The following is a 14,897-nucleotide window of genomic DNA, read 5'->3' as shown; positions in this document are numbered from 1 at the left end:
TTCAACTTTTTGTATAAACAATTTCCTCTGCCACCACAGTCATTTCTATAGAGACGTTGGGAATTTCTTGCACAGGAATGTTAAAGATATCTTCTTTTAAAATCGTAAAATCCGCTACAAACCCCTCTACAATCATCCCACGTTCATGCTCATGACTACATGCATAAGCACTTCCTCTCGTGTATAACCATACCGCCTCAAAAGGTGAAAGTGTTTGGTTGATATCATAAACGGTTTCATTCGGATCATTCACATTTGTTCTAGTAACTGCTTCATGTATACCTAGCAAAGGGCTTAGTGGTTCAATAGGTGCATCCGATCCACCTGCACATATTACACCCTCTTGCATGAGTGTACGCCAAGCATAACACCATTTCATATACGCTTCTCCAACTCGTTCAATTACCCAAGGAAAGTCAGATGAAACAAAGCTCGGTTGAATATCAAGAACTAATGGTTGTTTTTTCGCTCGCTCAATCAGTTCTTCCGTTAATATTTGCGCATGGATGATTCGATCTCTATCTTTAGTATGTTGTGGATGTGCCTCTATTGCAGTTAAGGCCATTTCGAATGCTTGATCGCCAATCGCATGTATGGCAACAGGCATAGAATACGAACGAGCTTTCTCTACTAAGTTATTTAGTTCTTCTTGCGTAAATATCGCTACTCCACTTGTTTCCTTATCATCTGCATATGGATGACTTAATAAGGCAGTTCTTCCGCCAAGTGCTCCATCTGCAAATATTTTCATCGCACCAAATTCAATAAATGGATGAGGAGAAACCACCTTCGCTTGCTGTTCATCGACCACCTCGTGATGAACGAGTAAGTGCGCTCTAAACGGAAGATTGCCCTCTTTTATCACCTTTTTAAAAGTTTGATAGGTCTGTTCAAACCCACCGTAATAATTCAGGTCTTCTGTATGTCCCCCTGTAAGACCTAATCGGTGTGCATCACGAATAGCGGCATTCATAGCCTTCATCATATAAGCATCAGTTACTGACGGTATCACAGTTGTAATCAGTTCTTGTGCTTGATCCTTTAATAACCCATTCGGTTGTCCATCCTCATCTTTTTCAATTACACCACCTGAGGGACAGACTGTCTTTTTTGAAATGCCTGCAAGCTCCATTGCCATTGTGTTCACACTAATCGCATGCCTACACACTCGTTTAAGCATAACAGGGTGATCATTTACCCATCTGTCTATATCACTAGCAACGATAGGTTCTGCTTCATCCCAGAGATTCTCATTCCAACCCTCTCCAATAATCCACTCCCCAGGGTTGGCATCTTCACTATATTCTTTTAGAGCTTGTAAGCTCGCTTTTTTTGAAGTGAATTGCGATAAATCAAGGCGAATAAGTTTTTCCCCATGACCAATTAAGTGCATATGACTATCAACAAAGCCTGGAAGCATTACTCTACCTTTTAAATCCACTAATTTTGTCAATTCATGCTGATAGAGCTGTCTCAACTCAGCTTCATTCCCTGTTGCAATAATTCGCCCTTTTCTTGTAAAAACAGCTTCAACATAATCATTTACTGCTTGCATTGTATACACTTTTCCGCCAAACCAAAGTGTTCCCATTCCATTTGACTCCTTTTATTATTTTTCTTCAGTATAACAAAAAAAGCACATTCTTCTATATCACTCCATATAAAAAAGACAGAAGATTATTATTTTCTTCTGTCTTTTATATTTAGTTTGCTGTCGTTTTTGAAGCCTCTTGTTTTCGTAACTCTCTTCTCATAATTTTTCCTGAAGTTGTTTTTGGTAAATCGCTGACAAATTCAATTTTTCGTGGATATTTATAAGGTGCCGTGAGCTCTTTTACATGATGTTGTAAACTTGGAATTAAATTAGCATCATTTTCATCGACGTCGTCTTTTAAAACGATAAAGGCTTTAACTATCAAACCTCTTACTTCATCTGGACTACCTACAACTGCACACTCTTTGACGGATGGATGCTTCACGAGGGCATCTTCAACTTCAAATGGCCCAATGGTATAACCAGAGCTAATGATAATATCATCACCTCGTCCTTCAAACCAGAAATACCCATCTTTATCCATTTTAGCTTTATCTCCTGTAATATAGTAATCCCCACGGAATTGCATGGAAGTTCTTTCTGGATCTTTATAATAATTCTTAAATAGTGCTGGCGTATCAACATGAACAGCAATATCCCCTACTTCACCCACTGAACATGGTTGGCCGTCTTCATTAATGATCTCTACTCTGTTCCCTGGCGTTGGTTTTCCCATTGAACCTGGTCTTAACCCCATACCTTTTGTGACACCTACAAGCAATGTATTTTCCGTCTGTCCATAACCGTCTCTTACTTCAAGCCCAAAATGCTTTTCAAAAATATCAATAACTTCTCGGTTCAAAGGTTCTCCTGCTGAAACAGCACTATGAAGCTTTGATAAATTATATTGACCAATACGGTCTACTTTTGCCATTAAACGATATTCTGTCGGTGTACAGCAAAGCACATTCACTTCATAATCCTGTAAGAGCTGTAAATATTTTTTCGGTTCAAACTTTCCGTTATAAACAAACCCTGTTGCGCCTGATCCTAATACGGAAAGAAATGGGCTCCATATCCATTTTTGCCAACCTGGACCTGCAGTTGCCCATACAGTATCCCCTTCCTCAATACCAAGCCAATGTGTAGCTGCAGTTCTTAAATGAGCAAATGCCCACCCATGGGTATGAACGACACCCTTTGGATTGCCAGTTGTTCCCGAAGTATACGAAAGAAAAGCCATATCATCTTTCTTCGTTTCTACTATTTTAAACGACTCATTTGCACTTTCCATTTCTTCATCTAAAGAAATCCACCCTTGCGCTTTTCCTCCAATAATGAATTTTGGAAGATTTTCCGCTTCTTTTATCTCGTTGAATTCAGATACATAAGGTGCATAACTAATAATTGCTTTGACATCACCATGATTAATACGATATTTTAAGTCTTTAGTTTTTAACATTTCTGAGCTAGGGATGACAACCATTCCTGCTTTAAGTGCAGCTAAATATGTTTGATAAGCTTCTACAAGACGAGGGATGATTACCAGAACAACATCGCCTTTTTCTAAGCCTTTATCCACGAAAACGTTTCCAATTCTGTTCGCTTTGTTCATTAATTGCTTATATGTAATTTCCTTTTTCTCCCCCTGCTCATCTTCCCATTGAATCGCCAGTTTATCACTATTTTGCGCATAGTGCTCAACCTCTGAGACTAAGTTATAAACCTCGGGTGCTAATAAATCCTCTCGTTTCATCCAAAAATCTCTCCTTTTTCTCAAGATCTATGCGGAATTCAAGATGTCACTAATAATTATACTAAATTATTTAAATAATTAAAATAATTTATCTTTCTCTATCTCAATAGTTAGTTAATAAACACTCACTTCCCCTCTCTGAAACATAGGTATATTTTCCTTTTCAGCACTATCTTTCTTTTTTAAATTCTCTTAATTACCCATATCTGAATCTAAGTTAAATTTATCAAATACAAAAAGACCGAGCTATATTCTCATCTCTTGAATGGAATAATTGCTCGGATTCTTCGTACATTATGTTTGTTTAAGATAATAAATTGATGCTCGTAATGATAATCGGCATAGCAAAGACATCTATAAGAAAAGCCCCTACAATTGGTACAATTAAAAACGCTTTTGGGGATGGTCCATATTTCTCAGTAATGGCAGACATATTCGCCATCGCGTTTGGTGTTGCCCCAAGACCGTGACCTGTAAAACCACCGACCATTACAGCAGCATCGTAATCTTTTCCAAATAGCTTAAATAGAACAAAGATAGAGAACAATACGATAAAGACCACTTGAATAAATACAATGAATAGCATCGGAAGAGCAAGATCAGCAATTTCCCATAGTTTAATGCTCATCAGCGCCATTGAGAGGAATATACCTAATGTAATATCACCAATGAAATTGATTGATTTCATATCAATGATGCGTCCATTTACTTTATCGACAATATTTCTTACGATTACAGCAACAAACATTGCGCCAACATAGCTTGGTAATACAAAACCTGTTGCATCGGAGAATAACTCTCCTAATAATGATCCAACCGTCATACAAAAAGTAATAATGAGAACTTGAACCATAAAATGATTAGTAGAAATTGGTGAATGATCTTTTTCCTCTTCTAATGTTGGAGCAATTTCACTGGCTGAATCACTTGATTGTTTAGGTGTTAATTTGTATTTATTTATTAAATACTTAACTGTCGGCCCCCCAACTAAACCACCAGCTATTAAACCAAACGTAGCAGCAGCTAATCCAGTAGATAGTGCAGACTCTATTCCTAATTCCTCAATGGTTCCGCCAAATGCCGTTGCAGCACCATGTCCACCTTCCATAGAAACTGCCCCCATCATAACACCTAGTAACGGTTCCAGACCAAGAGCGGTTGCTAGAGAAATACCAATTGCACTCTGACACAAGGCAAGTACGCCACAGGCAATCCAGTAGAAGATAAGTAGCTTGCCACCTAGCTTCACTAATTTAAAACTAGCCCCTAAACCAACCGTTGTAAAAAAGGTAAGCATAAAAATGCTTTGTAGTGATGTATCTAATTCAATGTTCATTAGCCCTGTTTGTTTTAAAATTAAAATAAGTAGAGCAAATAATAATCCGCCCACAACTGGCGCAGGTATACAATAACGATTTAACCATGTCACCTTTTTTATTAATATGCTACCGATTAACAAAAGGGCAACAGCAAGAAACAATGTTGAAATTGAATCTAAAGTGATGTTCATCTCTTTGTCCTCCTGTGAAATGCGCTGATTGCTTCACTCACTAATTGAGCTGCAACTGCTGCTGTTTGTCCATCTCTGTCTAATGAAGGATTAACTTCGGATATATCAAACGAAATCGTCTTATCATTATTTGTAACCAATCGAACGAGTTCCCTTACCTCAAATGGAGTTAAGCCAAATGGAGATGGTGCACTTACACCTGGTGCGTAGGCAGAATTAACTGCATCCATGCACAGTGTTAACAAGCACACATCACATTCTTTAATAAAATTATTTATTACTTGTTTTGTTTGATTTAAACCTTCCGCATGAATGGTTTCTTCTAAAATATAGGTTACACCCAGTTTGGAGGCAGTCTCGAAAAGAGAAGCAGTATTCCCTTGTTTTTGTATACCAAGGCATAAATAATTTGCATTTTCGTCTTGATCTAATATTTGTTTAAACATCGTACCCGATGACGGCGCTTCATCATATGATCGCAAATCAAAATGTGCGTCAATATTAATGATACCTAGTTTCTTTTGTTTACCTATCGACTTCCTAACACCTAAATAATGACCGTAAAGTGTCTCATGACCACCGCCTAATATGATAGGTGTAGATTTTTTATTAAGAATTATGCTAACAAAATCCCCTAATTCTACTTGTGCTTCTTCCAACTGCTCACTATCACAAGCCACATTACCAAAATCATAAATATTGGTATCAACATCATATGGAAAAGGTAATTTAGCAACTGCTTTTTTTATGGCATTTGGTCCCTCTTTCGCTCCTAGTCTACCGTTGTTTCTTCTTACTCCTTCTTCACTTTCAAAGCCTATAATTCCAAAGCTAGATATTTGCGTTTTACCACTCGGCGTGAGAAGGTTTTCCATTTTAATAACCTGATGGTATCTAAAACTCTTTCGATCTTCTAAAGAGTCTATTCTACCTATCCATTGATCTTTCCTTCCTTGACTGTACATTGCGAACTCCCTCATTTTTATTAAATTTCTGAACTTTTTGATTAGATTCATTTAAAACGTTTCGTATAAAAAAAGTATATAAAGAGTTATGCTATAATGACCAATACCAAATATATATATATCTATAGCTTTTAACTATAAGCAGGTGAAAAAATGGAAATAAGGAAATTAAAGTATTTTATTACGGTAGCTGATGAACAGAGTTTTTCTAAGGCAGCACAAATTTTACATATATCACAGCCATCATTAAGTAATGCCATTATGAAATTGGAAAATGATTTAAAGATGGAGCTATTTAAACGAGATACAAGAAGCATTTATTTGACAGATATCGGAGAGGTTTTTTATCAAAGAGCTCTACATATAGTAAGACAATTCGAACATTTCCAACTAGAAGTTGCAGAGATGGCCGAAACCGGTGATGGTCATATTAATATAGGCATAATTGAATCTGCCAAGTTTTGGCTATTCAAAGTCATAAAGGCATTTAAAAATACCTATCCTGATATACACTTTCAATTCAATGAAGTACTTGGCCAAAAAGAAGTTATTTCTTCCATATTGGAAGGCGATGTTCATTTTACGATTACCAATCAGCCTATGCATAATCAATTAATTACTTCACACCCGCTTTATCATGAGCCTTTTATGTTAGCAGTTTACGAAACACACCCACTTGCTCGTAAAACTTCTGTAGAGCTCACTGATATTGCTAATCAGGCTTTTATAATTAGCCGTGAGGGGTTCCAAACGAGAGGAGATGTGTTGCAAGCTTTTATGAAGGAACAGCTTTATCCAAAAATTGAATATGAAATCGAGCGCTTAGAAACTGCTTGTAAAATGGTTGAAGAAGGTTTAGGCGTGACTATTTTGCCTAAAAGCTATTTAGATTATAATCCTACACCTCATATTATTGGCTTGCCAATCACTTCTATTTTTCTTAATAGAACTGTTTACCTTGCTTATTTGAAAGACAGATCAATGACGCCTGCCATTCAAAAACTTTTAAGCAAAATACGTCAATTTGAAGTTTTTTAAATATAAAAAGGGCGAAGTGATTACTCCGCCCTTTTGTAGCCATCATATTAAATTATTTTTGGTAACCACCTAATTGTTGTTCAGCCATTTGAACTAAACGTTTAGTGATTTCTCCACCAACTGAACCGTTAGCACGAGAAGTAGTTTCTCCACCAAGGTTTACACCAAATTCAGTTGCGATTTCGTATTTCATTTGATCAAGAGCTTGTTGTACACCAGGTACTACAAGATTATTTGAGCTGTTGTTTGCCATGTGATTTCACCTCCTTGTGAGTATAGAATGTGTAGAATCACATGGCACTATGCAATAAATATTTGGTAATTGTTGCATTTATATTTCCTTTTGTAATCTTTTTGTAATAAAGACCGTTTAAAAAAGATCTTCCATCTCTTTTTCTATGTTTGAATTCGGCATAATAACAAGTTTTTCGGTATTTTCAACCGCTTTTTGAATATACGGCTCGAAGTCTGTATAGCTTTCAAAATGTTGAACCTTTTCAAGCTTCGGCTTCGTTTTAGGTGAAGAAGGTACAAATACAGTACAACAATCCTCAAATGGACGAATAGAAATATCATGCGTATCAATAGTTTGGGCTATATCGATTATATCCGCTTTATCCATCATAATCAGAGGTCTTAAAATGGGTGTGCTAACCACCTCATTAATAGCATACATACTTTCCATCGTCTGACTGGCAACTTGCCCAAGACTCTCACCAGTAATAATGGATAATCCTTGATATTTTTCTCGAAGCGCGTCTGTTATTCTAAGCATTAACCTTCTTGTCGTTGTCATTGTATAGTTATCAGGAATTTGTTTCTGTATCAGCTGTTGTATTTCAGTAAAAGGAACAATATGAAGCGCCACGCCACCATTAATTCGAGAAAGCTTTTCCGCTAGATCAATGACTTTTTGTTTTGATCTTTCACTTGTAAATGGAGGGCTATAAAAATGAACAGCCTCGACTTCAATTCCTCTTTTCATGGATAAATATCCTGCAACAGGGCTATCAATCCCACCAGATAACATGAGCATACCTTTCCCACTTGAACCAGCTGGTAAGCCAACAGCTCCTTTAATATTCTCACATGAAATATAGCTTGCTTCTTTTCTCACTTCAATGACTAAGTTTATACTTGGTTTTTTCACATCAACTGAGATAGAAGGCATATTTGTTAAAATATGTGCACCAAATGCTTGGTTAATACCAAACGTATCTAATGCAAAACTTTTATCTGCTCTTTTCGCTGTGATTTTAAACGTATCGCCTTCTTGATAAACCTTTTGAATTAATTGTAATGCCTTTTCCTTCATTGTATCTAAATCTTTTTCCACCTTCAAAACCGGACTAAAAGACTGGATACCAAAGACACCCTTTAATCTCTCAATAATCTCTTCATGTGGTTGGTCATTAAGCAGAACAAACATGCGATCTCTTTGCCCCTCGACCTTGATTTCAGGAAAATCATGTAGGACTCTCTTTACGCTTTTTCTTAATTTATCTATAAAATTCTTACGATTTCTTCCTTTAGTTGAAATTTCTCCATAACGAATTAATATTCTATCGTATTTCATTAAGCTTTCATTACCTTTCTCAGTTGAAATATAGTGTTTTTCACTTCATGAATAAACTTTTCTACCTCATCAGCCGTTGTATGATAACTTAAACTCACTCTAACGGCACTCAAGGCAATTTCTTCTTTTATACCCATAGCAAGTAATGTACTACTCGCTTGAGCATGTTTAGATGAACAAGCACTCGTGGTAGAAATATAAATATCATTCTCTTCTAAGGCATGAACAAAAACCTCTGACTTAAAGCCTTTAACAGAGAAATTAAGAATATGTGGAGCTGTCTCTTTTATTGGCGTATGGATAATGACATCTTCTATTTCACTTAATGCTATTCTAATTTCATTCATTAAATGAGAAAGTTTAGAGCTAGAGTTGAAATAATCATTTGTCATCCTCAACGCTTTAGCCATCGCGACAATTCCACCTGTATTTTCTGTGCCGCTCCTTAATTCACTTTCTTGGTTACCACCTGCAAGAAGGGGCGTTAAGGATACTCCTTGTCGTAAATATAAAATACCCGAACCCTTTAGGCCATGAAATTTATGGCTTGACATTGTACAAGCATCAATACCAAATTCATATAACTCAAGTGGGACTTTGCCTACTGATTGAACAGCATCGACATGAAAGAAAACCTTAGGATATTCTTTTAATAAAGTTCCAATAGCTTTAATTGGTTGAATGGTCCCTATTTCATTATTGACATGCATAACAGAGACAAGAATCGTTTCTTCCTTTATAGCTACTTGTAAATCATCTAGAGAAATTCTTCCATCCCCATCTACAGGTAGATAGGTCACTTCAAATCCGTCTTTTTCTAACTGCTTCATTGTCTCAATAACAGAAGGGTGTTCAATGGTTGTTGTAATTAAATGATTGCCACGATGCTGATATTGTTTAGCAATTCCTTTAATTGCCATATTATTACCTTCCGTACCACCTGAAGTAAACAGTAATTCTTTTTCTTTTACTTTAAGCAATTGTGCTATCTGTCTCCTCGCTTGTTGCAATAGTTTTTCAGCTTTCTCACCAACTCCATGGAGGGATGATGGATTACCAAAAAAGGTAGAAGAAACTTTTACAAACGCATCAATTACTTCTTTATATGGTTGAGTAGTTGCACTATTATCTAGATAAATCATTACGGCTCCTCCTTGAAGAACACTTATGCAATTTTTAATCATAGCATAATTTTCGCTTAGATAGAAATGTTATTTGTATAAAGACGAAATGTAATTTTACTATTTTGTAAAAACAAATTATTACGATACACAATCAAAAAAAATTTTGTGTATTAATACAGGTTTTGCTTTATAATTTTGGGTTTTTAATTTATAATGAAAATAATTGGTTTAAAAAAACTCCGAAAATCTATTCCTTTCAAAGTTTGCCACCGTTATTTCAATATACCCAAAATTACAACATTTTTATAATTCGACACATTTCGTCAAAACCATGGTACTATAGTTTCTGTTGAAAATTTTATAGTGACTATTGACGAGCGACTTAGGGGGTAAATTGTATGAATAATAACACACTTTCGTTCAAACAAATCTTTTCAATAGGTTTAATGCTCTTTGCTCTATTCTTCGGAGCAGGGAATATGATATTTCCACCATTTTTGGGACAAGAAGCTGGTACTTCTGTATGGGTAGCAATTATTGGTTTCCTAATTACTGGTGTCGGACTACCACTCATTGCTGTTATTGCCATTGCAAAATCTGGTGATGTACAAACAATGGCAAACCGAGTTCACCCATTGTATGGATTAATCTTTACTGTGGTAATGTATTTAGTCATTGGTCCACTATTTGCCATTCCTCGTACAGGAACAGTTTCTTATGAGATTGGGATATTGCCGTTTTTATCTGAAAACGCTGCCAATTCAATTTGGCCACTTTTAATATTCTCAATTGTTTTCTTCGCGCTTACGACTTTATTAGCTATGAATCCAGGTAAGCTTGTAGATGTAATCGGTAACATTCTAACGCCACTGCTATTAATTATTCTAGCTGTAATTGTAATAAAAGCGATTATCTCACCAATAGGAGACCCTCAAGCTCCAACAGGCGCTTATGTAGATAGTGCCTTCTTTAAAGGATTTATTGAAGGGTACTTGACAATGGATACGATTGCCGCTCTAGTATTTGGTATTATCGTTATCGGTTCAATCAAAGGCTTTGGTGTTACAAAAAAAGCTTCAATTACAAAAATTTGTATCGCCGCTGGACTTATTGCCGCAGCTGGTCTAGCTATTATTTATGTATCACTTGCTTATATTGGTTCTACATCTCCAAGTACATTAGGTGTACAACCAAATGGTGGTGCGTTATTATCAGTAGCTGCACAATTTTTATTTGGTTCTGCAGGCGGTTATATTCTCGGATTTGCGATCATTTTCGCTTGTTTAACAACATCTGTGGGATTAACCTCATCTTGCGCAACTTACTTTAATAAAATTGTACCAAGTATTTCATATAAAAAGTTCGTTATTATATTCTCCATTTTTAGTATGGCGATTGCAAATGTCGGATTAACACAATTAATTAATTTCTCAGTACCAGTGCTAACATTCCTTTATCCATTAGCTATTGTGCTTATTCTTCTCTCACTAATAAACAATGTATTTAAAGGAGCAGCTATTGTTTATATTTGTGCGCTCATTCCAACAGGAATAATTAGCATAATCGATGGATTAAATGCAGCTGGTCTTGGAAGCGAAGGACTAAATAACACACTTTCTATCTTACCGTTATTTAGTGTAGGTATTGGATGGCTTGTACCTGCTATCATTGGTGCAATTGTTGGTTTTATTATCGCTTTCAATACAAACCCGAAAGAACAGTTACAAACTCAAGAAGATTAAAAAAAGAAATAGTCACTAAGAAAAGCGAAGGAAAAGGGGCCTTCGCTTTTTGTTATATGTTATTCATTTCTTTTGAGCTTTTGGTCAGACGGTCGCACTAAATTAAGGTCGCAAATCACTTATTAACCGAATGAAACAACTATAGCAAGCGAATTCAAACGAAAAAAACTGATGTAACTACATCAGTTTTTTTCCTCTTCATTTATCCAATCCTTAATCTTCTCTAATGCTCCTGGTTCAACTTCTTCAATCGCGGTTGCTGCCAGTTCAAGCGCTGCTTTGTATTCATAATTCCTAAAGGCAAGCTCAGCATTTGTAAATTTTTCCTTTAACCCTAGATGACGACTACGATATCTATTACCATACTGAATGACTTTCTCAGTTAACGAATATGTCTCTATCATATCCTCCGTATATTCAACTGCTTTCTCTACTGATATAAAGGCGATTTCCATATAATCGTTAACAGATGAAATATTTAGTGGCTTTTCTTCAAGTCGTAAGATAACCTCTTTAATCTGATCGTTTGCTTCTTTCATTACAAATTTATATTCTTCTGGTAACCCCGGAATATTACTTTTTGAAACTAAGCGAGCTAGGTCACTAACCTGCTTTTTTAAATCATTAATTTTTTCCCTTGCTACCATTTCGTCTTTACGTAGTGCTTCTAATTTTTCACTAAAACGAGTTTGTTCCTCTTTTATAATATCTAGTTCTTCTTTTACAGCTGTCAATTCTTCTTTTAAAATTGTATGAGGGACTTTTTGTTCCTTGATTTTATCTTCTAATACTTCATACCTTTTGATGGCATTAGTTAATAGCTTCTGAAGTCTTTCCTGTGTATCACTTTCCGTGTCTGGTACATGATATGTATCGGAAATCATTCGCATTTCTTCTATTAAATCCATATGTCTTTCACTGCTATCAATCAAGAGATCTTTCGCCTTGCTTTCTTCTTTAGAAACGAAATGTTTCGCCATTACTTCCTTTTCTAGCTGTTCATATAAACTATCAATTCGTTCCTTAATTTCATCTTGGAGTTCAGAAGCAGCTTTCACGTTTACCTCTTCAACTAACCCAATTATTTTTTTAACTTCTTCTTCTATTTCACTTATATTCTTTTCTACTTGGAGGTGTTCGAGTAGATAACCTTGCTCCTTCATCTCCTCAAATCCATCCTTTAATTCTGCTAACTGATTAGGCAATTTAGTATTTACCTCAACTAATAATACAGGAATTTGATCTACATGATCGTTCATTTCTTCCATCTTTTGATTTAAAGCGAGAACGATTTCCCTTGCCTCAAGATAGTTTCCTTCATTTGTTTTTTGAGTAAATAACTCGAATTCATTATGCATTTCACCTAACCTGTTTTCGAGTTGTTCCCCCGGCTTGCCAAAGGCATGACGTTGTGTTAGTAATCGTTTTTTATAATTGCGATATGTATCTTTTAACGCTTCCATTTCGAGGCGGTTCTTTTCTTCACTTCCCACTAACTCTTTTAGCTCTATTAAAATCTGGTCGATTTGTTCCTCTACTAGGTTCAATTCTGCTTCAATTTTATTTAAGCTTTCCTTAGCTTTATTGAACCGATATTTATCTATGTATTCTTCCGCATCAAATAATGTCGTTTCAACCTCAGGAAGCTGTGATGTGACGATTTCGTCCCAAGCACTTCGCCATTTTTCAAATAATTTTTCCGTTTGACCTGTCATATTTAGTGCCTTCACCTTCGATAATTCATCCAAAACAGGGCGATCCATAATTTCAAGCTTCCATGTCTCTAGTCGATCCACTTCCTTGAAGTATTTCTTCTTAAAAAAATACCCTGTAAAATAAATGCATATGAAAACTATGAGTACACCAATTACATATCCCATCTGTAAAGCCCCCTGTTCTGTTACCGAACCAAATATATACTTTAAATAAATCATTTTCTTGTTCATTTCAATGCTTTTATGATACCATGTAAACGACATTTTTTGACTATTATTTTAAGATTTTATAGAAATAATTGGACAAAATTCGTATAATCAATCTTTTTACATCTTAAATTGACATTAAAACTTCTATTTCCCTGTAAAGATAACCGAATAATGTTAAATCTACACGTATAAATGATTATTTTTATTTATCTCATATATCGCACTAAATAACAATTATTTCGCTATAAAAAGGAGCTTTCACGTGAAAAAAGATGGTCATATTCATACGCCTTATTGCCCTCATGGAACAAAGGATCAAATGAAACATTATATTAATAGAGCAATAGCGCAAGGCTTTACTGATATCACTTTTACTGAGCATGCCCCTTTACCCACTCATTTTATTGATCCTGCACCAGCCAAAGATAGTGCAATGAAAAATGGTGATATTGCCAATTATATAGATGAAGTTGAGCGGTTAAAACAACAATATAAAAAGGAACTCAATATTCATATCGGACTAGAAGTGGATTATATTGAAGGGTATGAAGACGAAATAACGGCATTTTTGAATGAAATCGGCCCAAGTATCGATGACGCCATCTTGTCTGTTCATTTCCTAAAAGGAGAAACTGGTTATCATTGTTTAGATTACAGTCCTGATGTCTTCCAAGAAATGATTAATGAATATGGATCTATCGATGCCGTATATCAACATTATTTTCGTACAGTTCAAAAGTCCATCTTAAGCGACCTTGGTCAGTATAAACCAACTAGAATTGGACATATTACTTTAGTTAAAAAATTCCAAAAAAAATTTCCCGTTGAACAGGAATTTGAAAAGGAACTTAGTGATATTTTGAATGCTGTTAAAGATAAGCACTACGAACTGGACTATAATGCTGCTGGGCTCATTAAGCCGCTATGTCTTGAAAGTTATCCTCCGGCATCAGTCGCACAAAAAGCCATGAGTATGGGCATTCCCCTTATATACGGCTCCGACGCTCATCAAGCAAAGCTTGTGGGATGCGGTTGGAATAAGTTAAATTCCCAGTTACAAAACATTTAATAATGTCACCTGCTGCTCTTTTGGCTCTTTTCTACAAACAACATGATCAATCCAAGCATGAGTCTCACGTACATATTTCTCCACAAAATAAGTTTCATGAGGAACAAGGTAAAGTACTTCTGTTAAGTAATGAGTATTAAGAAATGGCATAGTAAGCAGACTCTTCCATTGTAGGATTAAATACGCCGTCGTGTTTAAGTAGAATTCTTTCGTCTTGAATCCTTGTTCAAAGATTCTATTGAGATAATACTTCTCCTTTGTTAAATAAGTGGACATAATTTCTCGAACCATTTGCGAATCGATCGACATTTCTCTAATAATCAGTCTCGTTAATTGCACATTTTCAAATTGGAAATAAAGGATATTTTCAGCAACGGCCTTTAGGGAATGGGTCGATCCTCGGTCTAAGAGATTAAACCCTTTCTCAATTTCTTGAATATATGCTTCATAATATTCCGTTAAACATTGCTCTAGCAAACCATTCTTATTACCAAAATAATAGGATATATTAGCAACATTTGTTTTTGCTTTACTGGCGATATCCCTAACAGATGTTCCATTAAACCCTTTATGGTTGAAGAGATAGATAGCTGCATCAATTATTGCCACTTTAGCATTTTCTTTCATGCGCTCTTTCGCCTCCCTATAACAAGATTTT

At 35.6% G+C, this 14,897-nt stretch carries 12 protein-coding genes; 3 read left to right on the top strand and 9 right to left on the bottom strand.

Translation table 11 applies throughout. The features are described from left to right. Position 1: 1 nt before the first annotated feature. The 4 genes from LCM23_RS03635 to hutG all read right to left on the bottom strand — a co-directional run bounded on the left by LCM23_RS03635 (position 2) and on the right by hutG (position 5,765). Positions 2–1,591, bottom strand: a complete 1,590-nt coding sequence (locus LCM23_RS03635) for an amidohydrolase (RefSeq protein ID WP_224935755.1) — start codon at positions 1,589–1,591, stop codon at positions 2–4. A gap of 112 nt (positions 1,592–1,703) precedes the next feature. Next, positions 1,704–3,290 (bottom strand): acyl-CoA synthetase MbcS, encoded by a 1,587-nt coding sequence (gene mbcS, locus LCM23_RS03630; RefSeq protein ID WP_224935754.1) that lies wholly within the window; start codon positions 3,288–3,290, stop codon positions 1,704–1,706. Between the two features lie 304 nt (positions 3,291–3,594). Continuing rightward, complete coding sequence (gene gltS / locus LCM23_RS03625) at positions 3,595–4,800, bottom strand: sodium/glutamate symporter (RefSeq protein ID WP_224935753.1); 1,206 nt, start codon at positions 4,798–4,800, stop codon at positions 3,595–3,597. Beyond that, positions 4,797–5,765 (bottom strand): formimidoylglutamase, encoded by a 969-nt coding sequence (gene hutG, locus LCM23_RS03620; RefSeq protein ID WP_224935752.1) that lies wholly within the window; start codon positions 5,763–5,765, stop codon positions 4,797–4,799. Before hutG ends, gltS begins: the two co-directional genes overlap by 4 nt. A 153-nt stretch (positions 5,766–5,918) precedes the next feature. Here hutG and LCM23_RS03615 point away from each other — a divergent pair, with 153 nt between their 5' ends. Continuing rightward, the gene (locus LCM23_RS03615) at positions 5,919–6,803 is read left to right on the top strand and encodes a LysR family transcriptional regulator (protein ID WP_224935751.1); all 885 of its coding nucleotides are present in this window, start codon (positions 5,919–5,921) and stop codon (positions 6,801–6,803) included. A gap of 52 nt (positions 6,804–6,855) precedes the next feature. Here LCM23_RS03615 and LCM23_RS03610 read toward each other — a convergent pair whose 3' ends face one another. The 3 genes from LCM23_RS03610 to LCM23_RS03600 form a co-directional block, all read right to left on the bottom strand. Next, positions 6,856–7,056: an alpha/beta-type small acid-soluble spore protein gene (locus LCM23_RS03610; RefSeq protein WP_066191274.1), complete on the bottom strand. Its 201-nt coding sequence runs from the start codon at positions 7,054–7,056 to the stop codon at positions 6,856–6,858. A 117-nt stretch (positions 7,057–7,173) separates the two neighbouring features. After that, positions 7,174–8,379: a tRNA uracil 4-sulfurtransferase ThiI gene (gene thiI, locus LCM23_RS03605; RefSeq protein WP_224935750.1), complete on the bottom strand. Its 1,206-nt coding sequence runs from the start codon at positions 8,377–8,379 to the stop codon at positions 7,174–7,176. Next, positions 8,379–9,521, bottom strand: coding sequence for a cysteine desulfurase family protein (locus LCM23_RS03600; protein ID WP_224935749.1), 1,143 nt, complete (start codon positions 9,519–9,521; stop codon positions 8,379–8,381). Before LCM23_RS03600 ends, thiI begins: the two co-directional genes overlap by 1 nt. A gap of 380 nt (positions 9,522–9,901) precedes the next feature. On the opposite strand from LCM23_RS03600, the gene brnQ reads away from it, so the two are divergent. Next, a complete protein-coding gene (gene brnQ, locus LCM23_RS03595) occupies positions 9,902–11,245 on the top strand; it encodes a branched-chain amino acid transport system II carrier protein (protein ID WP_224935748.1) in 1,344 nt (447 codons plus the stop codon). 182 nt (positions 11,246–11,427) lie between these two features. Here brnQ and ezrA read toward each other — a convergent pair whose 3' ends face one another. Beyond that, the gene (ezrA, locus tag LCM23_RS03590; protein ID WP_224935747.1) at positions 11,428–13,125 is read right to left on the bottom strand and encodes a septation ring formation regulator EzrA; all 1,698 of its coding nucleotides are present in this window, start codon (positions 13,123–13,125) and stop codon (positions 11,428–11,430) included. A gap of 307 nt (positions 13,126–13,432) precedes the next feature. On the opposite strand from ezrA, the gene hisJ reads away from it, so the two are divergent. Then, on the top strand, positions 13,433–14,239 hold the full coding sequence (hisJ, locus tag LCM23_RS03585) for a histidinol-phosphatase HisJ (RefSeq protein ID WP_224935746.1): 807 nt from the start codon (positions 13,433–13,435) through the stop codon (positions 14,237–14,239). Here the strand turns inward: hisJ and refZ are convergent. Continuing rightward, complete coding sequence (refZ, locus tag LCM23_RS03580; protein ID WP_224935745.1) at positions 14,225–14,866, bottom strand: forespore capture DNA-binding protein RefZ; 642 nt, start codon at positions 14,864–14,866, stop codon at positions 14,225–14,227. The genes hisJ and refZ overlap by 15 nt on opposite strands. Positions 14,867–14,897 lie beyond the last annotated feature (31 nt).

This window comes from Cytobacillus kochii (assembly GCF_020171845.1).
Lineage (GTDB): Bacteria > Bacillota > Bacilli > Bacillales > Cytobacillaceae > Cytobacillus > Cytobacillus kochii.
Note: the sequence above shows the minus strand (reverse complement) of the source record. Positions and strands in the feature narration are given on the sequence as shown.

What these genes read in the sequence shown, in the direction of transcription:
- hutG (WP_224935752.1), bottom strand. Translation starts at nt 5,765, where the DNA reads ATGTACAGTCAAGGAAGGAAAGATCAATGGATAGGTAGAATAGACTCT.
- ezrA (WP_224935747.1), bottom strand. Translation starts at nt 13,125, where the DNA reads ATGGGATATGTAATTGGTGTACTCATAGTTTTCATATGCATTTATTTT.
- mbcS (WP_224935754.1), bottom strand. Translation starts at nt 3,290, where the DNA reads ATGAAACGAGAGGATTTATTAGCACCCGAGGTTTATAACTTAGTCTCA.
- LCM23_RS03610 (WP_066191274.1), bottom strand. Translation starts at nt 7,056, where the DNA reads ATGGCAAACAACAGCTCAAATAATCTTGTAGTACCTGGTGTACAACAA.
- refZ (WP_224935745.1), bottom strand. Translation starts at nt 14,866, where the DNA reads ATGAAAGAAAATGCTAAAGTGGCAATAATTGATGCAGCTATCTATCTC.
- gltS (WP_224935753.1), bottom strand. Translation starts at nt 4,800, where the DNA reads ATGAACATCACTTTAGATTCAATTTCAACATTGTTTCTTGCTGTTGCC.
- LCM23_RS03615 (WP_224935751.1), top strand. Translation starts at nt 5,919, where the DNA reads ATGGAAATAAGGAAATTAAAGTATTTTATTACGGTAGCTGATGAACAG.
- LCM23_RS03600 (WP_224935749.1), bottom strand. Translation starts at nt 9,521, where the DNA reads ATGATTTATCTAGATAATAGTGCAACTACTCAACCATATAAAGAAGTA.
- brnQ (WP_224935748.1), top strand. Translation starts at nt 9,902, where the DNA reads ATGAATAATAACACACTTTCGTTCAAACAAATCTTTTCAATAGGTTTA.
- thiI (WP_224935750.1), bottom strand. Translation starts at nt 8,379, where the DNA reads ATGAAATACGATAGAATATTAATTCGTTATGGAGAAATTTCAACTAAA.
- LCM23_RS03635 (WP_224935755.1), bottom strand. Translation starts at nt 1,591, where the DNA reads ATGGGAACACTTTGGTTTGGCGGAAAAGTGTATACAATGCAAGCAGTA.